At 72.2% G+C, this 22,655-nt stretch carries 22 protein-coding genes and 1 riboswitch; of the genes, 11 read left to right on the top strand and 11 right to left on the bottom strand.

Annotation, left to right across the window (positions count from 1 at the left end):
- Positions 1 to 40 precede the first annotated feature (40 nt).
- Complete coding sequence (locus ACWEK3_RS30365) at positions 41 to 1,021, bottom strand: glucosyl-3-phosphoglycerate synthase (RefSeq protein ID WP_453251061.1); 981 nt, start codon at positions 1,019 to 1,021, stop codon at positions 41 to 43.
- 130 nt (positions 1,022 to 1,151) lie between these two features.
- Positions 1,152 to 1,321, top strand: a riboswitch (SAM riboswitch).
- 18 nt (positions 1,322 to 1,339) lie between these two features.
- On the opposite strand from ACWEK3_RS30365, the gene thrC reads away from it, so the two are divergent.
- The 6 genes from thrC to ACWEK3_RS30335 all read left to right on the top strand — a co-directional run bounded on the left by thrC (position 1,340) and on the right by ACWEK3_RS30335 (position 8,588).
- Complete coding sequence (gene thrC / locus ACWEK3_RS30360) at positions 1,340 to 2,623, top strand: threonine synthase (RefSeq protein ID WP_450544862.1); 1,284 nt, start codon at positions 1,340 to 1,342, stop codon at positions 2,621 to 2,623.
- A complete protein-coding gene (locus ACWEK3_RS30355) occupies positions 2,620 to 2,895 on the top strand; it encodes a MoaD/ThiS family protein (RefSeq protein ID WP_361412694.1) in 276 nt (91 codons plus the stop codon). The genes thrC and ACWEK3_RS30355 overlap by 4 nt, the downstream gene beginning before the upstream one ends.
- A gap of 430 nt (positions 2,896 to 3,325) precedes the next feature.
- Positions 3,326 to 3,529 carry a cold-shock protein gene (locus ACWEK3_RS30350; RefSeq protein ID WP_004986573.1) on the top strand — a complete coding sequence of 68 codons (204 nt, stop codon included), beginning with the start codon at positions 3,326 to 3,328 and terminating at the stop codon, positions 3,527 to 3,529.
- Positions 3,530 to 3,910: 381 nt separating this feature from the next.
- On the top strand, positions 3,911 to 5,533 hold the full coding sequence (groL, locus tag ACWEK3_RS30345) for a chaperonin GroEL (RefSeq protein ID WP_365436971.1): 1,623 nt from the start codon (positions 3,911 to 3,913) through the stop codon (positions 5,531 to 5,533).
- 200 nt (positions 5,534 to 5,733) lie between these two features.
- Positions 5,734 to 6,876, top strand: coding sequence for an NADH:flavin oxidoreductase (locus tag ACWEK3_RS30340; protein ID WP_453251060.1), 1,143 nt, complete (start codon positions 5,734 to 5,736; stop codon positions 6,874 to 6,876).
- A gap of 236 nt (positions 6,877 to 7,112) precedes the next feature.
- On the top strand, positions 7,113 to 8,588 hold the full coding sequence (locus ACWEK3_RS30335; protein WP_453251059.1) for an MFS transporter: 1,476 nt from the start codon (positions 7,113 to 7,115) through the stop codon (positions 8,586 to 8,588).
- A gap of 208 nt (positions 8,589 to 8,796) precedes the next feature.
- Here the strand turns inward: ACWEK3_RS30335 and ACWEK3_RS30330 are convergent, their stop codons facing one another.
- From ACWEK3_RS30330 to ACWEK3_RS30300, 7 genes are all read right to left on the bottom strand, one after another.
- The gene (locus tag ACWEK3_RS30330; protein WP_453251058.1) at positions 8,797 to 9,381 is read right to left on the bottom strand and encodes a hypothetical protein; all 585 of its coding nucleotides are present in this window, start codon (positions 9,379 to 9,381) and stop codon (positions 8,797 to 8,799) included.
- Between the two features lie 84 nt (positions 9,382 to 9,465).
- On the bottom strand, positions 9,466 to 10,401 hold the full coding sequence (murQ, locus tag ACWEK3_RS30325) for an N-acetylmuramic acid 6-phosphate etherase (protein WP_450544870.1): 936 nt from the start codon (positions 10,399 to 10,401) through the stop codon (positions 9,466 to 9,468).
- 91 nt (positions 10,402 to 10,492) lie between these two features.
- Positions 10,493 to 11,437 (bottom strand): MurR/RpiR family transcriptional regulator, encoded by a 945-nt coding sequence (locus ACWEK3_RS30320; protein ID WP_361412688.1) that lies wholly within the window; start codon positions 11,435 to 11,437, stop codon positions 10,493 to 10,495.
- Between the two features lie 50 nt (positions 11,438 to 11,487).
- Positions 11,488 to 12,255, bottom strand: coding sequence for a hypothetical protein (locus ACWEK3_RS30315; RefSeq protein WP_450544872.1), 768 nt, complete (start codon positions 12,253 to 12,255; stop codon positions 11,488 to 11,490).
- A complete protein-coding gene (locus ACWEK3_RS30310; protein WP_453251057.1) occupies positions 12,252 to 13,259 on the bottom strand; it encodes an ABC transporter ATP-binding protein in 1,008 nt (335 codons plus the stop codon). The genes ACWEK3_RS30315 and ACWEK3_RS30310 overlap by 4 nt, the downstream gene beginning before the upstream one ends.
- Entirely contained in the window at positions 13,256 to 13,474 is a 219-nt protein-coding gene (locus ACWEK3_RS30305) for a PLD nuclease N-terminal domain-containing protein (protein WP_450544875.1), read from the bottom strand. The genes ACWEK3_RS30310 and ACWEK3_RS30305 overlap by 4 nt, the downstream gene beginning before the upstream one ends.
- Positions 13,475 to 13,511: 37 nt before the next feature.
- Positions 13,512 to 14,138 (bottom strand): DUF3887 domain-containing protein, encoded by a 627-nt coding sequence (locus ACWEK3_RS30300; protein WP_390723729.1) that lies wholly within the window; start codon positions 14,136 to 14,138, stop codon positions 13,512 to 13,514.
- 194 nt (positions 14,139 to 14,332) lie between these two features.
- Here ACWEK3_RS30300 and ACWEK3_RS30295 point away from each other — a divergent pair, with 194 nt between their 5' ends.
- Positions 14,333 to 14,716, top strand: coding sequence for a hypothetical protein (locus tag ACWEK3_RS30295; protein ID WP_365416774.1), 384 nt, complete (start codon positions 14,333 to 14,335; stop codon positions 14,714 to 14,716).
- Positions 14,717 to 14,741: 25 nt separating this feature from the next.
- Complete coding sequence (locus ACWEK3_RS30290) at positions 14,742 to 15,020, top strand: DUF4031 domain-containing protein (protein ID WP_453251056.1); 279 nt, start codon at positions 14,742 to 14,744, stop codon at positions 15,018 to 15,020.
- Here ACWEK3_RS30290 and ACWEK3_RS30285 read toward each other — a convergent pair.
- Both ACWEK3_RS30285 and ACWEK3_RS30280 read right to left on the bottom strand, forming a co-directional pair.
- Complete coding sequence (locus ACWEK3_RS30285; protein WP_453251055.1) at positions 15,002 to 16,069, bottom strand: GNAT family N-acetyltransferase; 1,068 nt, start codon at positions 16,067 to 16,069, stop codon at positions 15,002 to 15,004. The two genes, ACWEK3_RS30290 and ACWEK3_RS30285, sit on opposite strands and share 19 nt — an antisense overlap.
- Before the next feature lie 27 nt (positions 16,070 to 16,096).
- Positions 16,097 to 16,741, bottom strand: a complete 645-nt coding sequence (locus ACWEK3_RS30280; RefSeq protein ID WP_453251054.1) for an HD domain-containing protein — start codon at positions 16,739 to 16,741, stop codon at positions 16,097 to 16,099.
- Positions 16,742 to 16,944: 203 nt separating this feature from the next.
- Here ACWEK3_RS30280 and ACWEK3_RS30275 point away from each other — a divergent pair, with 203 nt between their 5' ends.
- The 3 genes from ACWEK3_RS30275 to ACWEK3_RS30265 all read left to right on the top strand — a co-directional run bounded on the left by ACWEK3_RS30275 (position 16,945) and on the right by ACWEK3_RS30265 (position 20,242).
- A complete protein-coding gene (locus ACWEK3_RS30275; RefSeq protein ID WP_453251053.1) occupies positions 16,945 to 17,625 on the top strand; it encodes a maleylpyruvate isomerase family mycothiol-dependent enzyme in 681 nt (226 codons plus the stop codon).
- A gap of 89 nt (positions 17,626 to 17,714) precedes the next feature.
- Positions 17,715 to 18,437, top strand: a complete 723-nt coding sequence (locus ACWEK3_RS30270) for a copper homeostasis protein CutC (RefSeq protein ID WP_453251052.1) — start codon at positions 17,715 to 17,717, stop codon at positions 18,435 to 18,437.
- Positions 18,438 to 18,526: 89 nt separating this feature from the next.
- Positions 18,527 to 20,242 carry a CPBP family glutamic-type intramembrane protease gene (locus tag ACWEK3_RS30265; protein WP_453251051.1) on the top strand — a complete coding sequence of 572 codons (1,716 nt, stop codon included), beginning with the start codon at positions 18,527 to 18,529 and terminating at the stop codon, positions 20,240 to 20,242.
- Here ACWEK3_RS30265 and ACWEK3_RS30260 read toward each other — a convergent pair.
- Positions 20,230 to 22,203 (bottom strand): HelD family protein, encoded by a 1,974-nt coding sequence (locus ACWEK3_RS30260; protein WP_453251071.1) that lies wholly within the window; start codon positions 22,201 to 22,203, stop codon positions 20,230 to 20,232. The genes ACWEK3_RS30265 and ACWEK3_RS30260 overlap by 13 nt on opposite strands.
- Between the last annotated feature and the right edge of the window lie 452 nt (positions 22,204 to 22,655).

Below are 22,655 nucleotides of genomic sequence, written 5' to 3'. Positions count from 1 at the left end.
TCCGCTTCGTAGCCGGCGTACGGCGAGTGGGGCCGGTGTTTCACGCCACCTGCCGGGCCGCGTACTCCGCGATCTCGGCCATCGGCGGACGCTCCTCCGTGTCCACGTCGTACGTCCGCGGCTCGAAGCCGTTCTCGCCGCGGACGAACTGGGTGAGGCAGGGGCGCACGAGGTGGCCGCGGGCCAGGCGCAGCTGCGCGGTGCGGTAGATCGCGGCGGCCATCCGGCCGAGCGCCTGTCCGTCCTGGTGCCGGTGCCTGCGCACCCCGACGTCGACCTGGGCGAGGGCGTCCAGGCCCACCAGGTGCAGCGCGTCGACCAGCATGCCCAGCTCGACGCCGTAGCCGACCGGGAAGGGCAGTTGTTCGAGGAGTGAGCGGCGGGCCGCGTACTCGCCGCCGAGCGGCTGCACGAAGCCGGCCAGCTGCGGCCAGTGCATGTTGAGCAGCGGGCGTGCCATCAGCTCGGTGACCCGCCCGCCCTGTCCGGCCTGCCCGGTCGCGGCCGGTTCGGAGGTGTGCCCGCCGGGCACGGTGAAGGGCCGGTCGTACATCGCCTTGACCAGGTCGACGTCGCGTTCGGTGAGCAGCGGGCCCACGATGCCGGTGACGAAGTCGGAGGAGAACTCCCGCAGATCGGCGTCGACGAAGCAGATGACGTCCCCGCGGGTGACCAGCAGGGAGCGCCACAGGACCTCGCCCTTGCCCGGCACGGCCGGCAGGCGCGGCAGGATCTCGTCGCGGTGCACCACGCGGGCACCCGCGGCGGCGGCCACCTCGGAGGTGCGGTCGGTGGAGCCCGAGTCGACGACGACGATCTCGTTGACGAGCGGCGCCCGCTCCACGAGGTCGCGGCGGATCACCGCGACGATGTCGCCGACCGTCGCCTCCTCGTTCAGCGCGGGCAGCACGACGGAGACCGACTGGCCGGTGCGCTGCTTGGCCGCCAGGATCTGGTGGAGCGGCCGGTCGGCCACGGACCAGGAGCGGGTGGCCAGCCAGCGCTCGACTTCTTCCAGCACGGTCAGCGGCTCCTCACTGTTGTCTCGCGCTTCGGACGACTGACTCAGCCGTCCTGGCCTTCCGTTACAGTCTGAACAACGCGGACGACCATCCCATGCCGGGGGTCACCTCCGCGTCACAACCGAATACAGCTCATCCAGAGGGGCAGAGGGACACGGCCCGATGAAGCCCCGGCAACCCTCCAGCCGGTTCTCGTATCGACTGCTGTGCGTGCACAGCCGATCGTCTTCGCGAGGCTCCCGGCTAGGGAAGGTGCCAAATCCGTCTCACGGCGAGATGCGTCGTGAGGAAGATGAGGAGAAAGGGCCTCGCCTCACATGGCTGTGCAGACCGTTGTAAGCAGCACCGACTCCACCGTGGACCTCGGTCCCGCAGCGGCGCTGAGCTGCCGCGAGTGCGGTCACCGCGTCCCCCTCGGCCCGGTCTTCGCCTGCGAGGAGTGTTTCGGCCCGCTGGAGATCGCCTACGACTTCTCGGCCTACGACACCGAGGAGCTGCGCAAGAGGATCGAAGCGGGCCCCGCGAACATCTGGCGCTACGCGCCGCTGCTGCCCGTCCCCGCGGACGTCGCCGGCAAGCCGAACCTGAACCCGGGCTGGACCAAGCTCGTCCGGGCCGACCGCCTCGCCCGCGAACTGGGGGTGACCGGCGGCCTGTACGTGAAGGACGACTCCGGCAACCCGACGCACTCCTTCAAGGACCGCGTGGTCGCCCAGGCGCTGGAGGCGGCCCGCGCCTTCGGCTTCACGACCCTCTCCTGCTCCTCGACCGGCAACCTGGCCGGTGCCGTCGGCGCCGCGGCCGCCCGCGCCGGGCTGCGCTCCTGCGTGTTCATCCCGCACGACCTGGAGCAGGGCAAGGTCGTGATGGCCGCGATCTACGGCGGCGAACTCGTCGGCATCGAGGGCAACTACGACGACGTGAACCGTTTCTGCTCCGAGCTGATCGGCGATCCGGCCGGCGAGGGCTGGGGCTTCGTCAACGTCAACCTGCGGCCGTACTACGCCGAGGGCTCCAAGACGCTGGCGTACGAGATCTGCGAGCAGCTCGGCTGGCGGCTGCCGGACCAGATCGTCGTCCCGATCGCCTCGGGCTCCCAGCTCACCAAGGTCGACAAGGGCCTGCGGGAGCTGATCGAGCTGGGGCTGGTCGAGGACAAGCCGTACAAGGTCTTCGGTGCCCAGGCCGAGGGCTGCTCGCCGGTGTCCACCGCCTTCAAGGCCGGCCACGAGGTCGTGCGGCCGCAGAAGCCGAACACGATCGCCAAGTCCCTGGCCATCGGCAACCCGGCCGACGGCCCGTACGTTCTGGACATCGCGCGCCGCACCGGTGGCGCGGTGGAGGACGTGACCGACGAGCAGGTCGTCGACGCCATCAAGCTGCTGGCGCGGACCGAGGGCATCTTCGCCGAGACCGCGGGCGGTGTGACGGTCGGCGTGACGAAGAAGCTGGTCGAGGACGGCGTCCTCGACCCGACGAAGACCACCGTCGTCCTCAACACCGGCGACGGGCTGAAGACGCTGGACGCGGTGGCCGGCACCGGCCTGACCGCGACGATCCGTCCGACCCTGGACTCCTTCCGAGAGGCTGGCCTGGCATGAGCGTGACCGTTCGCATCCCCACCATCCTGCGCACCTACACCGGCGGCCGGGCCGAGGTGAACGCCGAGGGCGCGACCCTGTCCGAGGTCATCTCGGACCTGGAGAAGAACCACACGGGCATCGCGGCACGGGTTCTGGACGACCAGGGCAAGCTGCGCCGCTTCGTCAACGTGTACGTCAACGACGACGACGTCCGGTTCGAGCAGGGCCTCGAGACGGCCACCCCGGACGGCGCGGGCGTCTCGATCATCCCGGCGGTCGCCGGCGGCTGATCATTGCCTTCGGTAATCCCGGTTACGCAGAGTTCATCGAATTGCCCCCTCCGTGAGAGAAGCGGAGGGGGCAATTCTGTGTGATTGAGCGCGGTACAGTTGGGGAACGCGCCCTCGAACTCCGAATCCGGGGCCATGGATTCCTGCCGCGAGCCCGGCAAGAAGTAGCCAAAGTCTGCGGGCCTTTTGCGGCATTTGCCTTGTCTGTGGGGCCCGACTTGCCCTGAATTTGCGTGAATTCTTCCTATATTCCGGACCGCGTACGTCCAGATTTCTCGTCCGATTGACCTGTTGCAGACGGCAGTTGGACAGATACATTCAGCCGCGGTCGACGCGTTCCGGCGCACGCCCCCGATCCACGGGGGGTGAGGTCTGACCCGGGTCCGCGAAGTGTGGATCTGTGCAAGGGCCAGTAATAGGGGAGTTAGGCATGGCTCAGGGCACCGTCAAGTGGTTCAACGCGGAGAAGGGGTACGGCTTCATCGCGGTCGACGGTGGTGCGGACGTCTTCGTCCACTACAGCGCGATCCAGATGGACGGCTACCGCACGCTGGAAGAGGGCCAGCGGGTCGAGTTCGAGATCTCGCAGGGCCAGAAGGGTCCGCAGGCCGACATGGTCCGTGTCACGGCCTGAATCGCGCGACCACCGCAAGCGACGTTCTTCTTCGGAAGGGCCCGCACCTCCGCTGCCGGGGTGCGGGCCCTTCGCTGTGCCGGCGCACCGCCCCGTCCGGCGGTCGGCACGCCCGGGTCCGCGCACCGCGCGCTCGCACGGCCCGGCACACCCGTGTTCGCGCCCGGCTGAGTGCCCCGCCGACCGCCGAAGGCGCTTGCACTCGAAGGGGTCGAGTGCTAATCATTGGCGTTAGCACTCTGAAGGTGAGAGTGACAACGAAGGACCGGGTCGGTGAGGCCACGGGCCGGGTGGGGCAAGGAACCACCGGTCGGGGCCGTCCGTCGCGGGCGCGGGCGCGGTCCGAAGTAATCACCCCCAGTCCTGGGAGGACCACTTCACATGGCCAAGATCATCGCGTTCGACGAGGAGGCGCGGCGAGGCCTCGAGCGCGGCATGAACCAGCTCGCGGACGCCGTCAAGGTGACCCTCGGCCCCAAGGGCCGCAACGTCGTCCTCGAGAAGAAGTGGGGTGCCCCCACGATCACCAACGACGGTGTCTCCATCGCCAAGGAGATCGAGCTCGAGGACCCGTACGAGAAGATCGGCGCCGAGCTGGTCAAGGAAGTCGCCAAGAAGACGGACGACGTCGCCGGTGACGGTACGACCACCGCGACCGTGCTTGCCCAGGCCCTGGTCAAGGAAGGCCTGCGCAACGTCGCCGCCGGTGCCAACCCGATGGCCCTGAAGCGCGGTATCGAGAAGGCCGTCGAGGCCGTCTCCGCCGCCCTGCTCGACCAGGCCAAGGAGGTCGAGACCAAGGAGCAGATCGCCTCCACCGCCTCCATCTCCGCCGCCGACACCCAGATCGGCGAGCTCATCGCCGAGGCCATGGACAAGGTCGGCAAGGAAGGCGTCATCACCGTCGAGGAGTCGCAGACCTTCGGTCTGGAGCTCGAGCTCACCGAGGGCATGCGCTTCGACAAGGGCTACATCTCCGCCTACTTCGCGACCGACATGGAGCGCATGGAGGCGTCGCTCGAGGACCCGTACATCCTCATCGCCAACTCCAAGATCTCCTCGGTCAAGGACCTGCTCCCGCTCCTGGAGAAGGTCATGCAGTCGGGCAAGCCGCTGCTGATCATCGCCGAGGACGTCGAGGGCGAGGCCCTGTCGACCCTGGTCGTCAACAAGATCCGCGGCACCTTCAAGTCCGTCGCCGTCAAGGCCCCGGGCTTCGGCGACCGCCGCAAGGCCATGCTCGGCGACATCGCCATCCTCACGGGCGGCGAGGTCATCTCCGAGGAGGTCGGCCTCAAGCTGGAGAACGCGACCCTGGACCTCCTGGGCCGCGCCCGCAAGGTCGTCATCACCAAGGACGAGACCACCATCGTCGACGGTGCCGGCTCCTCCGACCAGGTCAACGGCCGGGTCAACCAGATCCGCGCCGAGATCGAGAACAGCGACTCCGACTACGACCGCGAGAAGCTCCAGGAGCGCCTGGCGAAGCTCGCCGGCGGTGTCGCGGTCATCAAGGCCGGTGCCGCCACCGAGGTGGAGCTCAAGGAGCGCAAGCACCGCATCGAGGACGCCGTGCGCAACGCCAAGGCGGCCGTCGAGGAGGGCATCGTCGCCGGTGGTGGCGTGGCCCTGCTCCAGACCACCAACGTCTTCGAGAAGCTGGAGCTCGAGGGTGACGAGGCGACCGGCGCGCAGGCCGTGAAGCTCGCCCTGGAGGCCCCGCTCAAGCAGATCGCCGTCAACGCCGGCCTCGAGGGCGGCGTCGTGGTGGAGAAGGTCCGCAACCTCACCCCGGGCCACGGCCTGAACGCCGCGACCGGTGAGTACGTCGACCTGGTCGCCGAGGGCATCATCGACCCGGCGAAGGTGACCCGTTCCGCGCTGCAGAACGCCGCCTCCATCGCCGCGCTGTTCCTCACCACCGAGGCCGTCATCGCCGACAAGCCGGAGAAGGCCGCCGCGCCGGCCGGCGGCGGCATGCCGGGCGGTGACATGGACTTCTGATCCTCTCGAGGATCGGATCCGTCCTTCACGTACCGAGGGCGGCACTCCCTGGAGACAGGGGGTGCCGCCCTCGGGCGTGTTCCGGGTCACAGGAGTGGCTCGGTGGAATGCCGTGGCAGGCAGGGCAGTTGACGCCGGTGCCCGGCTGACGCGCGTGCGCGCCGGCCGGTACCGACCACGATTCCGAGGAGCCCCCCCACGTGACCGTCACCGCCTCCGAGTCCGCTTCCGGGTCCGCGTCCCGCGCGGCCGAGATCCTCTCCCGCCCCGTCACTCTGAACGGCCTCACCGTCCCCAATCGGATCGTGATGGCGCCGATGACCCGGATGTTCTCGCCGGGCGGCGTCCCCGGCGAGGACGTGCTGTCGTACTACGCCCGCCGCGCCGCCGCGGGCGTCGGCCTGATCGTCACCGAGGGCACCTACGTGGGGCACGACTCGGCCGGGCAGAGCGACCGCGTGCCCCGCTTCCACGGCGAGGAGCAGCTCGCGGGCTGGGCCAAGGTGGCCGAGGCCGTACACGCGGCGGGCGGCACGATCGTGCCGCAGCTGTGGCACATCGGCATGGTGCGCCGGCCGGGCCAGCAGCCGTTCCCGGACGCGCCCGCGGTGGGTCCTTCCGGGCTGCGCATCGGCGAGTCCGAGGTCACCGGCAGGGCGATGACACGGACGGACCTGGACGACGTCATCGGCGCGTTCGCCGAGGCGGCCGCCGCCGCGGAGCGCATCGGCTTCGACGGCGTGGAGCTGCACGGTGCCCACGGCTACCTGCTCGACCAGTTCCTCTGGACGGGCACCAACCGCCGTACCGACGCCTACGGCGGCGATCCGGTGGCCCGTACGAAGTTCGCGGCCGAGATCGTGGCGGCGGTGCGCGAGTCCGTCTCGCCCGGCTTCCCGGTCCTCTTCCGGTACTCGCAGTGGAAGCAGGAGGCCTACGACGCCCGCCTGGCCGAGACCCCCGAGGAGCTGGAGGCGATCCTGTCGCCGCTGGCGGCGGCCGGAGTGGACGTCTTCCACGCCTCCACGCGCCGCTACTGGCTGCCGGAGTTCGAGGGCTCGGACCTCAACCTCGCGGGCTGGACGAAGAAGCTGACGGGCAAGCAGGTCATCAGCGTCGGCTCGGTGGGTCTGGACGGTGACTTCATCAAGGCGTTCCAGGGCGAGGGCGCGGAGCTCGGCAGCCTCGACAACCTGCTGGACCGGCTGGAGCGCGACGAGTTCGACCTGGTGGCCGTGGGCCGCGCGCTGCTCCAGGACCCCGAGTGGGCGGCGAAGGTCCTCGGCGGTCGCTTCGAGGAGCTGAAGCCGTACGACGCGGCGGCGCTGAAGACGCTGAGCTGAGTTGCTGAGCTGAGCCGGACCGGGCCCGGGGGCTCGGGCCCGGATGCGGGGGCGGTGGCTGCCGGAGGGCGGGCGCCGCCCCCTCTGCCTGCCGGGCCTTCGTCCGGCGGGTCATTGCCTGCCGGGTCCTCGCCCGACGGGTCTTCCCGGCGGGATTTCGCTTGCTTGAGTCAAACAATTCCAATTAAAGTTGCCTGAGTCAAGTACCCCCCTCTCTCCGACGGAGACCTTCCTTCATGTCCGACGCACTCGCCCGGCCCGCCACGGCCGGGCAATCCGCGCCCCGGCCCAACGCCGTCGTGGCCGTACTCGCCTTCGGCGGCATCGTGGTCTCGCTGATGCAGACCCTCGTGATCCCGATCATTCCCGAGCTGCCCAGGCTCCTGCACGCCTCGGCGTCGGACACCGTCTGGGCCGTCACCGCCACGCTGCTCGCCGCGGCCGTGGCCACCCCGGTCATGGGCCGCCTCGGCGACATGTACGGCAAGCGCCGCATGCTCCTGCTGAGCCTCGCCATGCTGGTGGCCGGCTCGGTCACGGCCGCGCTGAGCGACTCCCTCACGCCGATGATCGTCGGCCGCGCCCTGCAGGGCCTCGCCTCCGGTGTCATCCCGCTCGGCATCAGCATCATGCGCGACGAACTGCCCGCCGAGCGGCTCGGTTCGGCGACCGCGATGATCAGCGCCTCGCTCGGTGTCGGCGGTGCCCTCGGGCTGCCCGCCGCCGCGCTGATCGCCGAGAACCTCAACTGGCACATGCTGTTCTGGGTCTCGGCCGGCCTGGGCATCGTGGCGGCGGTGCTGGTGCTGGGCTTGGTGCCCGAGTCGGCGGTGCGCACCGGCGGGCGCTTCGACCTTCCCGGCGCGGTCGGTATGGCGGTGGGCCTGGTCTGCCTGCTGCTGGCGATCTCCAAGGGCGCCGACTGGGGCTGGGGCAGCGGCACGACCCTGGGCCTGTTCGCGGCGGCGGTCGTGGTCCTGGTCGCCTGGGGCCTGTTCGAACTGCGTGTCGAGGCGCCCCTGGTGGACCTGCGCACGACGGTCCGCCGCCAGGTGCTGGTGACCAACCTCGCCTCGGTGGCGATCGGCTTCGCGATGTTCTCGATGTCCCTGGTCATCCCGCAACTGCTGCAACTGCCCGCGCAGACCGGCTACGGCCTCGGCAAGTCGCTGCTGGCCTCCGGCCTGGTCATGGCCCCCTCGGGCCTGGTGATGATGGCCGTCGCCCCGGTGTCGGCGATCGTCTCGCGGACCAGGGGCCCCAAGGTGACGCTGATGATCGGCGCGCTGATCGTGGCCGCCGGCTACGGCCTCAACATCGTCCTGATGAGCCAGGTCTGGCACTTCGTCCTGACGTCCTGCGTGATCGGCGCCGGCATCGGCTTCACCTACGGCTCGATGCCCGCGCTCATCATGAGCGCCGTCCCCGCGTCCGAGACGGGCGCGGCGAACAGCCTCAACACCCTGATGCGCTCGATCGGCACGTCGGTCGCCAGCGCGGTGGCGGGCGTGGTCCTGGCCCATATGACCACCGCGTTCGGCCCCTACCAGCTGCCCTCCGAGAACGGCTTCCGCACGGTCCTCGCCGTCGGCGCGGGCGCCGCCCTGCTCGGCTTCCTGGTCGCGTCCTTCATCCCGCGCCCGCGCATCGCGGCCCTGGGGGAGCCGTCGGCGGCCGGTGAGCCCGCGCCCGCCGGGGCGAAGGTGCCGTAGGCCCTGTCGTCAGATTCCCGCCTGCCGCGCGGCGTCTGGCACGCCCTCCCCCAAGCTCTTCGAGCAGGGGGGACCCCCAGCCGCGTTGCCGAACCGCCCACGTGGCTCCGCCACGAGGGCACTCCGGCGCCTTGCGATCGCACGCACCAGACGCCGCGCGGCCCGCCCTTCGGGCGGACGACGGGAATCTGACGACAGGACCTGGGCCCTACGGGTTGCCCATGGGCTCGATGTCGGTCCGCGCGGGATGGCCCCAGACCCGGACCACCTCGTAGTCGGTGAACTCGTGCACGAGCCGGTAGGTGGGCGCGGCGCGCGGTGCCCGGCGCTGGGCGGCGATGAACAGCTCGGCCTCGCGCCGGTCCCGGCGCGGGGACCCGCACAACTGCCACTCCCGCCCGTTCCACAGCTCCGGCAGCCATCGCTGCTGGGGCTGCGGCCGGTCCTCGCGGACGCCGTAGCGGGACGGGGCGGGGCCGGCGGGCTCGGCGGCGCGGCGCGCGTACGAGGCGTACGCCCCGTCGACCTCGGAGCGGCGGGCGGCCCGGCGCCGGGTCTCGCACAGGAGGCACAGGTCGGGGGCGCTCTCGTCGACGGGCCCGTTCGGATGCTCGGGGCAGCGGGTAGCGGGCGCGGCCGTCGTGACGGTCTCGTCCAGCAGGTCGAGAGCGCGCCGGAGATCCGCCTTCAGCTCGTGCAGCCTGGCGTCGGGCGTCTCCGCGGACAGCGCCTCGCCATGCTCGCCGAGCAGACGCAGAGCCCGTCCTAGGGCGGTGAGCTGGGCGTGGTTCATGGTGTCCTCCAGCCTAGTGCTGCGACCGGAAAGGTTCACCGGCCTGCCCGCTCGCTCCCGCCACTGGTCCCGGGCCCGCCGGCCTCAGTCCCCCGCCCGCTCCAGTGCCGTGCGCAGGTGGCCGTCGGACTGTTTCAGGAGGCGGGTTGCCGTGGGGGCGTCGGTGTCGACGAGGAGGGTGAGGATGGCGGTCTTCACCTCGCCGTCCGCGGCCGTCAGGGCCCGTTCGATCTCGTCGTCCGCCGCGCCCGTGGCCAGGGCGACGATACGGCGGGAGCGGGCGCGGAGCTTGTCGTTGGAGGCCCGTACGTCGACCATCAGGTTTCCGTAGGTCTTGCCCAGGCGGATCATCGTGATCGTCGAGAGCATGTTGAGGACCAGTTTCTGCGCCGTGCCGGCCTTCAGGCGGGTGGAGCCGGTCAGCAGCTCGGGGCCGACGACGACCTCGATGCCGTGCTCGGCGGCGGCCGCCAGCGCGCTGTTCGCGTTGCAGGACAGGCCGATGGTCAGGGCGCCCAGGGCGCGGGCGTGCTCCACCGCGCCGATGGCGTAGGGGGTGCGGCCGGAGGCGGAGACGCCCACCACCGTGTCGTCCGGCGTGAGCCCGAGGGCGTCGAGCGCTTCGGCCGCCAGCTCCTTCGAGTCCTCCGCCCCCTCGACCGAGGTCACCATGGCCGGCGGGCCACCCGCGATCAGCCCGACGACTTGGGAGGGGCGAGTGTTGAAGGTCGGGGGGCACTCCGAGGCGTCCAGGACCCCCAGCCGTCCGGCCGTGCCCGCGCCGGCGTAGACCAGCCGGCCGCCGCGCGCCATCCGCTCGGCCACCGCGTCGATCGCGGCGGCGATCTGCGGCAGCCGCTCGGCCACGGCGGCGGGCACGGTGCTGTCCTCGGCGTTCATCAGCCGGGCGATCTCCAGCGTCGGCAGCCGGTCGATCTCCGCCAGCTCGGGGCGGAACGCCTCGGTCGTCAGTGACTCCAACTCGGTGCGCAGCTCGCGGTAGTGGGGCGTGGAGGTCATGAGGGGGCGGCTCTCTTCGTGCGTGGCGGTACGGCTGACCGTGCGGATCCGGGCTTGTTCGGTTCTCGGCTTACTGCGAGCGCTGCGAGTGCTACGAGCGGTGGGTCCCGCCCCGCGGGCTGTGCCGGTGGGCGAGCGCCTCGTAGGACGCGGCGAGCGCGGGCGCCGCCGTCTCGTACGTCCGCTGTGCCACCCCGACGAACAGGCAGTCCACCACGAGCAGTTGGCTGGTCCGGGAGGACATCGCCGCCGGGCGCAGCTCGCTCTCGCGGGCCGTGGAGGTGGTCAGGACGTGGTCGGCGTACTGCGTGACGGGCGCGGCGGGCCGGCCGGTGATGGCCACGGTGGTCGCGCCGCGCTCGAAGGCCACCCGCAGCGGCTCGATCACGTCCCCGGTCGAACCCGAGTGGGTGATGGCGATCGCCACGTCCCCCGCGCGCAGCTGCACCGCGTTGGTGACGGCGAGGTGCGGGTCGCTGTGCGCGTGCGCCACCAGACCTATGCGCAGCAGCTTCTGCGTGAGGTCCTGGGCGACCAGACCGGAGGCGCCGATGCCGTAGACGTCGGTGCGGCGGGCGGTGGCCAACGCGGTGACGGCCGCGCCGAGCTGGATGGTGTCGAGGCCGGCGGCGGTGTCGGCCAGGGTCTGCTGCTCGTCGTAGGCGAGTTTGGCGACGACGTCGGCGATGGGGTCGTCCACCGCGATGTCGGTCGTGATGGCGGGCGCGCGCCCCGACTGCTGCTGGGCGGCCAGGCCCGCGAGGGCCAGGCGCAGGTCCCGGTACCCCGGATAGCCCAGCAGGCGGGCGGTGCGTACGACGGTCGCCTCGCTGGTGCCGGTGAGTTCGGCGAGGCCGGTGACCGTGAGGGCCGCGCAGCCGGCCGGGTCGCCGGCGACGGCCTCGGCGACCCGCTGCATGGAGCGGGTCATCGAGGGCGCGAGCGTGCGTACCTTGGCCGCGAGGGCGGCGGGTGCGGGGGGCGTGAGGCCCGGGGCGCCCACGCCTGCGAAAATTTCCTTCACGTCCTGGGTCACACTGTGAAAGGTATTTTCCGTACCGTCACGTGGTCAAGGCCGCGCGGACGTCAACGTACCTCCTTGCGCGCGCCCCGCAGGATCGCTGCCGCCACGCAGCCGAGCGCGAGCACCACGGCGACGGCCAGGGCCCGCTGCGCGTGGTCGGCCGCCGTGTGTCGCAGGAACGCGTCCGGCGCCTTCGTCAGCTCGGTCGGGAGCCAGCGCGACACCCCCGGCAGCGCTCCGAGCAGCGGGAGCGTGAACAGCGCGAGCAGCGCGTACCCGACGGTGCCGAGCGTGCTGCGGGCCAGTGTCGCGGCCAGCGCCGTGACCGCCACGGCGAACACCAGGAACACCGAGCCGGTGAGCGCGGTCCAGCCCATGGCCGCCGTACCGGGATTCCCCAGCAGGACGGCCGTCTCGTACCAGGCGGCGAGCAGCCCGGCCAGGTAGCCGCCCACGACCCCGGCGGCGCTGACCGCGAACCTCGGCACCAGCAGATCGCCGAAGCGCCGGGCGCGGGTCCGGTAGAAGACCGCGAGCGCGGGCCTGGCGTCGATCGAGCACGCGTACGCCGCTACGACGACCGCCACGATCAGGCCGATCCCGAACGCGTTGTTCACGTACTGGGCGACACCGTCCGCCGGGACCGGGGGCGGAAAGACGATCTTCACCCGCTGGGCCGAGCCGCCGGCGTGGTCGAGCAACTGCCCGGAGTACCGGGCGAGCAGCGGCCCGGTGAACCCGAAGAGCACGAAGACGCCCAGCAGCGCGATCAGCCTCTTGGTGCGCAGCAGCCGAAGCCACTCCACCCGCCACAGCGAAAGCTCGTTCACGCCGCACCCGTCCGATCCGCTTCCCGCTGTTCGTGCTGTACCTGCTGTCCGTCCCGTCCGTGGCGACCGCCGGTCAGTGCCAGGAACGCGGCCTCCAGGTCGGCGTCGACCGGGTGAAGGCTGATCAGAGCGGCGTCCGCCGCGGCGATCGCCTGCGGCAGCCGGCGTTCACCGACCTCCGTGCTCGACGCTTCGACCCGCACGGATCCGTCGGAGTTCACCACCACCGAGGTGACCCATTCCTGCTGCCGCAGCAGTTCGGCCAGCCGCTGCTCGCCGCCCGCGCGCAGACGCACCTCCCAGGCCGGCTGGAGGAACCGGTCGATCAGGTCGCCCACCGGCCCCTGGAACAGGAGCCTGCCCCGGTCGAGGACGCCCACCGTGTCGGCGACCCGCTGGACGTCCGCCAGGACATGGCTGGAGAAGATCACGGTGCGGGTCCGGCCGAGCCCGGCGACCAGGGACAGCACCTCCGCACGCCCGGACGGGTCCAGCGCGCTGGACGGTTCGTCGAGGATGAGCAGCTCGGGGTCCAGTGCCAACGCCACCGCGAGGCCCAGCCGTTGCTTCATGCCGCGGGAGAAGCCGCCCGTGCGCCGGCCGGCCGCCTCGGTCAGGCCGGCCTCGGCGAGCACGGCCGCGACCGGGTCGGCGGGGGACCCGCCGGTGTCGGGCGCCGTGCCGCCGCGGCGCCGGTGCCCGCCGCGTGCGGCCAGGCCGCGGGACTGGCGCACCACCTCCGCCGCGGTGAGCCAGGGTTCGAACTCGGGGGTGTCGGGGCAGACCCCGATCCGTCCCGCGTCGACCGACAACCGGACCTCGCCCGCGTCGAAGCGGCGCAGACCGGCCACGATGGACAGAAGCGTGGTCTTCCCGGCGCCGTTCGGGCCCACCAGACCGTAGACACCGCCGCGCGGCACCTCCAGGTCCACGCCGTGCAGCCCCGCGCCGTGTCCGTAGTCGCGCACCAGGCCCGCGGTCACCACGGCCGGCCCCCCGCTCACCGGTCCTCGCTCCGCCCCGCCACCAGGTAGGCGATCGGACCCACGGGGTTCACGAACAGGCATATCAGCACCCAGGCCCAGCGAGGCAGGTGACGGGTGTTCCGGTGCCGTGCGACGTCGACGAGGCAGTGGACGAGCAGAGCGAGCTCGGCGACCAGCAGGGGCGCGATCGCGGCCCAGGGGACCGCCGAGGCGTTGAGGGAGGAGGCAATCACGGGACGGACTCTCTGTGGGGGTGTCGGATCGGCCGGATCACGGCGTCTCGGGCGGGAGGACGAAGAATCCGGCGACCTTCTCGTCCGTGTCGAACGCGACCCGGGCCTTCATCTCACCGGCCTCGTAGCGCAGCGGGATGTCCACCACGGTGTGATCGCCGATGCGCCGGACGAAGGGCTCGCCCTCGCCGAAGCCCTCGAACGCGCCGACGAGTCCGGCGACGCCGGCCAGCGCGTCGCCCCGCACCTTGTCGGTGAAGGCCGCGAGGACCTCGGCGTTGAAGGACGGCCTGGCGTCGTCCATGCGGCCTTCGAGGACGGCCGTGACGATCCCGAGGGCGCGCTCCGGGGCGTCGGTCATGCGCACTGTCTTGTCCATGGGTTCTCCCGTTCGGGGGTCGATGGGCTTGCCGAACCGCTGGAAGGCGGCCTGGCGGGTGACTCCGAGCAGGTCCCCGACCTCCTGCCAGGTGTGGCCCGCGTCCCGGCACTGCTGCACGCAGAGCTTGAGCACCTGTTCCGCCAAGACGTCGACGTCCTGGGCGCGTCGGATCAGGTCGAGGTAGGCCGGTGGGGCCAACGGGCTGCCCACCGCCGAGGCCAGGGCCGCGGAGTGCTCGGCGAGCCGGGCACTCAGGGAAGCGAGGGGGAGGGAATCGGTCACATGTAAAGGATGCCTTTACGTCCAGAGTCGTGTCAAGGAACTCTTTACAACCCTGACGGCGCCGGCCCGGCTCCCGTGAACAGCCCAGCGGTACACGGGAGATGGAGAGCACGGGTCCCCGGCGGCGCGGAACCCGTCGGTGCGTGATCCGTCACCGGTGTCCGGTCCGTGACTTCCGGGTGACAATGGGAGGCATGGAACCCATCAGCCCCCTGGAGCAGGCCCTGCACGCCGCCCGCGCCCTGGTGCTCGCCGATCTGGTCGCCGGCGAGGTCGCCGACGCGGACGTGGTCTCGCTCGTGGAGGACTCCGTCGCCCAGCGCCGCTGGTGGGTGGAGCAGTGGCCGGAAGGCGCGCAGTACGTGGCGGGCCTGGTCGCGCAGGACGTCCAGGACGCGCTTCTGGAGCGGTACGGCCGCTGGCCGCTGTGCCCGGTGTGCGGCTACGGCGACCCGCACGCGCTGGACGTCGAGCCGGAACTCGGGCCGGACCCGCACTGGGTGTGCTCCAAGGCGGGCGTGAAGGTGGCGCCGGTGGGCGCGCTGGCGGAGGCCACCGGCCGGAGCACGACGTCGTGACGGCGCCGCGCCCGGCGGTCGCACTGTGACCCTCTACATCGACCCACCGTCCTGGCCGGGTCACGGCCGCATGTGGTCCCACCTGGTCAGCGATGTCTCGTACGACGAACTCCACACCTTCGCCGAGGGGTTGGGCGTGCCCCGCCGGGCCTTCGAGCGGGACCACTACGACCTGCCCTCCCCCCGGTACGCCGACGCGGTGGCGGCCGGCGCGGTCGAGGTCAGCAGCCGCGAGGTGGTGCGGCTGCTGTACGCGGCGGGGCTGCGCCGCCCCAAGCGCCGCGTTCAGGGGCGGAGTTCGTAGAAGATCTCCTCCTCGCCCTTCCGTACGGCGACGAAACCGGCGCGGGTGACGACGCGTTGGGAGGGAAGGTTGGCGCGGTCCACGGTTGCCACCAGCAGCCGTACGTCGTCCCGGGCCAGCGCCCAGTCCGACAGCGCGCGCAGGGCCTCGGTCGCGTAGCCGTGGCCGCGGGCGGACACGGCGAGGTCGTAACCGACCTCCGCGCGCCCCTCCTCGTCGGGTACACCGTGGAAGCCCATCCCGCCGACCGCGCGCCCGTCCTCCTGCCGCACCAGCACGAACATCCCCCACTCGGGCCGGTACGCCCCGCCCTCGTACGCCTTCACGGTCATCCCGGCGGCGCCCTGCGTGCCCTCGTACGGCCCGCCCTCGACCCACGGGAACCCGCCGTCACCACCGTCGCTGAGATCGCGGGCGGCGGCGGGGGTGACGCCCTCCAGGGTCAGCCGGTCGGCGGGTATGGCCGGCGGGTTGCTCCAGCGCCACTCGGTGACCGGCGGCCGACCGGGGAGGTCGCCACGGCCGGTGGCCCACAGCAGCGTCGGCCACGGTGCGGAGCCCGGCCGGACGTGCGGGAAGAGCCGGGTCAGCACGTCCTCGCACAGCTCGGCGGGCGGCTCGTAGGCCAGGTGCAGGCCGGTCGCGATGTCATGCGTGTGCAGCAGCACCTCGGCGACGCCCATCGCGGCGAATCCCTCGCGGTTCGCGCTGCGGAAGGGGTACGGGTGGAAGGCCCGGACCCTGCGCGGGGTGGTGCGGACGGCGGCGGCGAGCAGGGCGCCGGTCGTCTCGATCACGTTCAGGACGTCCGCGTTTTTGGTGCCCTCGTCGAGGGTGATCTCGAAGGGCACGTAGGCGCTCTGCGCCCGCCCGGCCAACTGCCCGGCGTACGCGATGAGATCGCCCGCGATGTGCTCGGCCGTCCGCCGGCAGCTCCACTCCAGCCGTCCGGCCATCACCCCGTCCCAGTCCCGGTCCGTCGCCGTCCGCAGCAGTGCCACGGCGCCCGCGACGGCCTGCTCCACCTGCTCCCCGCCCCATGTACGCATACGGCGCAGGGTAGGCGCGGCGGGGCCTCAGGGCGACAGCATTTCCAGCTCGGAGGTGACGTTGTAGCGGGCGGTCGCCTCCCAGTGCTCCGCCCCGTACGGGGTGCGGAACAGCCGGGGCAGGGCGAGGAGCTGCCGCAGGACGGCGGCACGGCCCTCGCGGAAGGCGTCGCTCGGGACGAAGTGGTACTCCTCGCGGACGCCGGCCGCGTAGGCGGCGTACGCCGACGGGGAGGCGGCCAGGATCGCCAGGTCGGCGTCGCACAGGACCCGGCCGTCGCGGTCGTCGTCGACCGGATCGTGGGTGACGGTGAGCCGGACCAGCCGTGCGACCTCGGCGGTCTTCGCGTCGCCGACCCCGGCCTCGGGGAGCGCGCGCTCGGCGATGCGGGCGGACCGCTCCTCGTTCTCGGAGCGCTCGGGCAGGTAGACGGCGTCGTGAAACCAGGCGGCCAACCGCACCACGTCCGGGTCGGCGGCGTATGCAGCCAGTACATCGATGTGATCGAGGACCGCGGTCAGGTGCGTGAGCGTGTGGTAGTGCCGCTGCGGCTCCTGCCAGCGGGCGAGCAGGTTGTCGGCGTACGGCACGGGGTCGGGGCCGCCGCGGGGACCACGGGCACCTTCGAGAGCACGGGTCCAGCGGGAGCGCAGGGCGTCGAGATCGGCCATACGGCCATTGTCCCCACCTCGCCCCGGCCGTTCTGCCGGTGGGCCGTCGAGCGGCACTAGTGCCCCAACAGGCAACGTTCGCCCCGTCGCGACGCCCGGCACGCTCCCCCGAGCTCTTCGAACAGGGGGTACCCCCAGAGCACGCACCGGACGCCGCTCCTTGACGGGCGAACGTTGCCTGCCGGGGCACTAGCGTGGTGGGCATGACTTCTGCTGATGTGCACGAGGTACGGGATCCGGAGCTGCCCGGACGGCTGCTCACCATGGAGCGGGACGTGCTGATCCCGTTGCTGCGGGCCCGGCCGGACGCGGACTTCGCGCTGCCGACCGCGGCCTGTCCGGGGTGGACGGTGCGGGATGTGCTCGCACACTGTTCCGCCGCGCTGATGCGAGTGGTGGAGCGCCGGTTCGAGGAGGGCGTGTTCTCGCCCGAGTCCAACAAGCGGGACATCGCCGAACGGGGCGAGTGGACCAACGCCCGGGTGGTGGACGAGCTGGAGCGCGGCATGACCGAGGCCGGGCCGCTGATCGCGCGGGCGGGCGGGGCGCTGGACGTGCTCGCGCTGGGCGAGTGGGTACACGCCGGCGACGTGCGCGAGACCCTGGGCGAGCCGGAGGCGTACGCGGGGGACAGGCTGCCGTACGCGCTCGGCCTGCTGGCGTACGTGACCCGCGAGAAGGGGCATCTGCCGCTGCACGCCGACCTCGACGACGTGGACGAGCCGCTGAGGTTCGGGGAGGTGAGCGGGGAGCGGACTCCGGCGCGGTACATCGGCGACGCCGCCACCCTCGTACGGCTCTACGCCGGGCGTCCCGTGCCGGTGACCGGGGCGGGGTACGAGCTGGCGGGGGCCGGGAAGGCGGAGCTGAACATCTTCGGGTGACCGGTTCCCGGCAGCGGGTCCCCCGACCGGCGTACCCTGATATTGGACTAGACCTGTCCGCTTCAGGGGAAACCGAGGGAAGGGCTCCTATGAGCATGCGTGCAGTCCTGGAGGTGATCGCCCTCGACGTCGAGGACGCGGTCGCCGCTCAGGCCGGAGGCGCGGACCGCCTCGAGCTGGTCACCGACATCGTGGCCGACGGGCTCACCCCGCCGACCCGTACCGTCGCCGGGATCCGTGCCGCCGTGGACATTCCGCTGCGCGTGATGCTGCGGCTCGCGGACGGGTTCGGCGCGGGGGGTGCCCGGGGGCTGGACCGGCTGGCCGAGGTCGCGGGCGAGATGCGGGTGGCCGGCGCCGAGGAGTTCGTACTGGGGTTCCTGGACGAGGAGGGCGGGGTGGACCTGGGGGCTGTCGAGCGGGTGGTCGCCGCACTGGACGGCTGCCCGTGGACCTTCCACCGGGCGATCGACCGTGCCGCCGACCGGGACGTGCTGCGCAAGCGGCTGGACGGGCTGCCGGGGCTCGACACGTATCTGACGGCGGGCGCCGCCTCGGGCGTGGACGAGGGGCTGCCCACGCTGATCGCGGAGGCCGCGCGCGGCGGCGAGCCCGGCTACGAGCAACAGATCATGGTCGGCGGCGGCCTGCGGCTGAACCATGTGCCCGCGCTGCTCGCGGAGGGGATCGACGCCTTCCACATCGGCGGTGCGGCCCGCCCCGGCGGCTGGGACGGACCGGTCTCCGTCGCGGCGGTCGCGGAGTGGCGCGCGGTGCTGGACGGGGTGGCGGTTCGGCAGCCCGCGGGCTGAGACACGGTGCCTGACCGGGGTGAGGTGGGTTCGGGCCGGTCCGGGTAATTCGTACGCCTGGTTCATTCCGACCGGGCACGATGTCGTTCATGACAGCAACGTCCCCTGACCCCACCGGGCTTCCGTATCACCGTATGGCCCGGTACTCACCTCACCACCGCTGGTGGCGGCCGCTGCTCGGCACTGTGGTGCTGGTCTTCGGGTCGGTCCTGGCCACCGTGTTCCTCTACATCCTCACCGACGGGATCGGCACGGCCGCCGGCTATCCGGAACTGCCGGACGGCGGCGTCGACTTCGGCCCGGTTCTGGGCACGGGGCTGGACCTGGCGTTCATAGCCGTGGACCTGCCGCTGGTCCTGCTGGCCGTGCTCTGGCTGGGCCGGCGTCCGGCCGGCACGGTGGCCTCCGTCACCGGGCGGCCGCGTTGGCGATGGCTGGCCTGGTGTCTGCTGGCCGCCGTGCCCCCCATGGTGCTGCTGCCGATGGTCGCGATCTTCCTGCCGGACGACCAGGGCGACGGTGGCGGGTCCGACGTGTGGGTCGGGTGGCAGACGTTCCTCCTCTCCCTGGCCATGCTGGTTGTCCTCGTGCCGTTGCAGTCGGCGGCGGAGGAGTACGTCTTCCGCGGCTGGCTGCTCCAAGCGGCCGGGGCCTTCCTCCGATCCCCGTGGCTCGCGGTGCTGCCGCAGGCGGTGCTCTTCGCGGCCGCGCACGGCTGGGGCACGCCCTGGGGATTCGCCGACCTCCTGGTCTTCGGTGTGGTGGCGGGGTTGCTGACCATCCGCACGGGCGGCCTCGAGGCGTCCATCGCCCTGCACGCGCTGAACAACCTGCTGGCCTTCGGTCTGTCCGCCATGTACGTGGACGGACTGGCGTCCGACGAGACGGCGGCGGACGCCCCCTGGCAACTGGCCCTCGTCGACATGGCCTCGGTGCTGCTCTTCGCCGCGATCGTGCTGTGGCTGGCACGGCGGCGCCATCCGCAGAACCTGTCAGCCCCGGTCCCCGAGCCGATCCCACCCCACCTCCTGCCGTACGTACCGCCGCAGGGCGCGTATTGGCCGTACGCGCAGGCGCCGGGTGCGTACGGGCCGTACCCGCAGCCGCAGGGCATGTACGGGCCGCACGCGCAGCCGCCCGGATCGCATGGGGCGTACCCGCCGCCGGGCGCACACGGGGCGTACGCTCCGCCGCCGGGCGCGGTTTGGCCGTACGCGTCACCGCAGGGCAGCCATGGTCCGTACGCGCCGCCGCCCTCGAACGGGGCCGTCCCCGGCCCGGCCGCCGCGCCGTCCGGCCCTGACGGGCCCGGATCTGCCCCATCCGGCGCCGACGCGCCCGGTCCCGCCGCGCCGTCCGGCCCCGATGGGCCCAGTCCCGCCGCACTCGGGTCTACCGCGTCCAGCCCCGTCTTGCCCGGCGACGCACCCGGCCCTGATGGGGCCAGCCATGCCGCGCCCGGCGCCGCACCCGGCCCTGATGGGGCCAGCCATGCCGCGCCCGGCGACGCACCCGTCCCTGACGGGGCCAGCCATGCCGCGCCCGGCGACGCACCCGTCCCTGACGGGGCCAGCCTGGCTGCGTCTGGCGACCTGCCCGGCCCTGATGGGTCCAGCCTGGCTGCGTCTGGCGACCTGTCCGGCCCCAATGGCGCCAGCCATGCCGCGCCCGGCGCCGCGTCCGACTCCGCCGAACCCGGTTCCGCCGCGCCCGGTGACGCACCCAGCCCCGATGGGGCCAGCCCCGCCGTCCCCGCCCCTGCCGACCCGCCCTCCCGGCGGTCCAGTGGGCCTCAGGAAAGCTGATCCGGCAGCGGGGCCGTGTGGGTGACGATCAGGCCTGAGACCGCTCGGGTCAGGGCCACGTACAGGCGGCGCAGGCCGGTGCGTTCGTCGGGTTCGCCGTCGACGACGGCCTGGGGTTCGTCCAGGACGACGTAGTCGTACTCCAGGCCCTTGGCGAGCGAGGCCGGGACCAGGGTGAGGCGGGTCTCGGCCGTCGTCTCCTCGCCGGGGGCGAGGTACGGCAGGCCGGCCGCCGTCAGCGCCTCGGCCACGGCCGGGACGCGGGCGTCGGCGGCGATCAGGCCGACGGACCCCTCGTTGCGCAGCAACTCCTCGCAGGCGGAGACCACTTCGGCGTCCCCGGCGGCCGTACGGATCTCGAAGAAGCCGGGGTTCTCGCGCACCGACACGACGGGGGTGAGCCCGGGGGCGATGTGGGGCAGCAGCCGGGAGGCGTACGTGATGACGTCCGTCGGCACGCGGAAGCCCGCCGTCAGCTCCTCGATCAGGCCGTCGGACTTGCCGAGGTGGGCCAGGGCCTCCTCCCAGGTGCGGGTGGCCCACGGCGTGGTGCCCTGGGCCAGGTCGCCGAGGACGGTCGCGGAGCCGGTGGTGCAGCGCCGGCCGACCGCCCGGTACTGCATGGGGGAGAGGTCCTGTGCCTCGTCCAGGACGACATGCCCGAGGGAGTGGGTGCGCTCCACCAGGTCGGCGGCCTCGTCGACCAGTACGGCGTCGGCGGCGGACCACTTGGCCGACTTCACCGACCGCACGGGCCTGGCCCACAGGAGTGTCTTGCGCTCCTCCTCGGTGAGGATCCCGTCCGCGTGCTCCACGAGGAAGTCCGCGTCGGTCAGCAGCCGCAGCACCAGTTTCGCCGGGTCGACCGGGGGCCAGACGGCCTTGACGGCGGCCTTGACCGCCGCGTTGCGGGCCACCGCGTCCTGCACGCGGTCGTCGGGGGCCTCGCCCGCCCGCTCCATCTGCACCAGCACGGCGTGCGCGATCCGCTGCGGCAGTGCCTCGCGGGCGGCGCCGTAGCGGATGCCGCGGTCCAGCAACTCCCTGACGATGTCCTCCAGTTCGTACGCCGGTACGCGCCAGCGCCGCGAGCCGCGCACCACCACGACCGGTTCGGTGGGCATGGTCACGTGGGAGTACAGCGCCCTGCGGAGCACCTCCGCCATCCGTGCGTCGCCCTTGACGATCGCGGTCGCCGCGTCGTCCGCGCCCCGCACCTCCACATGCGCCACCAGATCGCCGACGGTGGCCTGCTGGACGGTCAACTCGCCGAGGGCGGGCAGTACTTGCTCGATGTAGTGCAGGAAGGACCGGTTCGGTCCGATCACGAGGGTGCCGGTGCGGGCGAGCCGCTCGCGGTGGGCGTAGAGGAGGTAGGCGACCCGGTGCAGGCCCACGGCGGTCTTTCCGGTGCCGGGACCGCCCTGGACGCAGACGGTGCCGGACAGCCCGGACCGCACGATCTCGTCCTGCTCAGGCTGGATGGTCGCCACGATGTCGCGCATCGGGCCCACACGCGGGCGCTCGATCTCCTGCTGGAGCAGCTTGCTCGTGGTGGCGGCCCCCGACGGCTCAGCCGGGTCGGACAGGTGCTCGTCCTCGTACGCGGTGAGGTCGCCGCCGGTGTAGCCGAAGCGGCGGCGCAGCGCGACGTTCATCGGGTCCTTCCTGGCGGCCCGGTAGAACGGCTGCGAGACCGGCGCGCGCCAGTCGATGACCATGGGGTCGCCCTCGCCGTCGTGCACGTGCCGGCGCCCGATGTAGAAGCGTTCGCCCTCGGCGCCCTCCGCCCGGTCCGCGCCCGGGGCGTCCAGGTAGTCGAGCCGCCCGAAGAACAGCGGGGTGTCGCTGAGGTCGGCCAGCGCCTTGATGCGCTCGTCGATCTGGCGGGCGAGGACCTCGGCGTTGACCCAGTTCGCGGTGACGTCCCGGATGTCGAGCGACTCCACGTCCTCGCGCATGGCGCGCAGCGCGGCTCGGGAGGCGGACAGGTGGGCGCGCTCACGGGCGAGGGGGTCGGCGGGCAAGAGCGAAGAGGAAGGCGACGAGGGCGACGAGGGCGACGAGGTCGATGAGGTCGATGAGGACGACAGGGACGACAAGGGGGTGCCTCCGGAAGGCCTTCGGGGCATGCGGGTGCCGTGGGGTGGTGCCGTGTGGCTGCGCCGCGCGGCGGCGGGATCTGCCGACCGGTTTCCGTCCGGACGGCGGCACTCCGTGAAGGGAGGCGGGCAAGAGGGTGGATTCTAGGGCGTGGCTGCGCGCGGAAGCCAACCGGTTTTCCCCCGCCGCGCCCGCCGAGATGCCGTGATCGCCATCCCCTAGTGCTGCGACCGGAAAGGTTCACCGGCTCGCGACGCCCGGCACGGCACTCCCCCAGCCTTCGGCCGGGGGTACCCCCACGCCGCGTTGT

This window comes from Streptomyces sp. NPDC004721 (genome assembly GCF_053601495.1).
The sequence above is the reverse complement of the archived record's forward strand: the minus strand, read 5'-3'. Positions and strand labels throughout refer to the sequence as shown.

Coding starts and splice junctions, on each gene's coding strand:
- thrC (WP_450544862.1), top strand. CDS start 1,340: ATGGCTGTGCAGACCGTTGTAAGCAGCACCGACTCCACCGTGGACCTC.
- ACWEK3_RS30355 (WP_361412694.1), top strand. CDS start 2,620: ATGAGCGTGACCGTTCGCATCCCCACCATCCTGCGCACCTACACCGGC.
- ACWEK3_RS30350 (WP_004986573.1), top strand. CDS start 3,326: ATGGCTCAGGGCACCGTCAAGTGGTTCAACGCGGAGAAGGGGTACGGC.
- groL (WP_365436971.1), top strand. CDS start 3,911: ATGGCCAAGATCATCGCGTTCGACGAGGAGGCGCGGCGAGGCCTCGAG.
- ACWEK3_RS30335 (WP_453251059.1), top strand. CDS start 7,113: ATGTCCGACGCACTCGCCCGGCCCGCCACGGCCGGGCAATCCGCGCCC.
- ACWEK3_RS30330 (WP_453251058.1), bottom strand. CDS start 9,381: ATGAACCACGCCCAGCTCACCGCCCTAGGACGGGCTCTGCGTCTGCTC.
- murQ (WP_450544870.1), bottom strand. CDS start 10,401: ATGACCTCCACGCCCCACTACCGCGAGCTGCGCACCGAGTTGGAGTCA.
- ACWEK3_RS30295 (WP_365416774.1), top strand. CDS start 14,333: ATGGAACCCATCAGCCCCCTGGAGCAGGCCCTGCACGCCGCCCGCGCC.
- ACWEK3_RS30285 (WP_453251055.1), bottom strand. CDS start 16,069: ATGCGTACATGGGGCGGGGAGCAGGTGGAGCAGGCCGTCGCGGGCGCC.
- ACWEK3_RS30280 (WP_453251054.1), bottom strand. CDS start 16,741: ATGGCCGATCTCGACGCCCTGCGCTCCCGCTGGACCCGTGCTCTCGAA.
- ACWEK3_RS30275 (WP_453251053.1), top strand. CDS start 16,945: ATGACTTCTGCTGATGTGCACGAGGTACGGGATCCGGAGCTGCCCGGA.
- ACWEK3_RS30270 (WP_453251052.1), top strand. CDS start 17,715: ATGAGCATGCGTGCAGTCCTGGAGGTGATCGCCCTCGACGTCGAGGAC.
- ACWEK3_RS30265 (WP_453251051.1), top strand. CDS start 18,527: ATGACAGCAACGTCCCCTGACCCCACCGGGCTTCCGTATCACCGTATG.
- ACWEK3_RS30260 (WP_453251071.1), bottom strand. CDS start 22,203: ATGCGCGAGGACGTGGAGTCGCTCGACATCCGGGACGTCACCGCGAAC.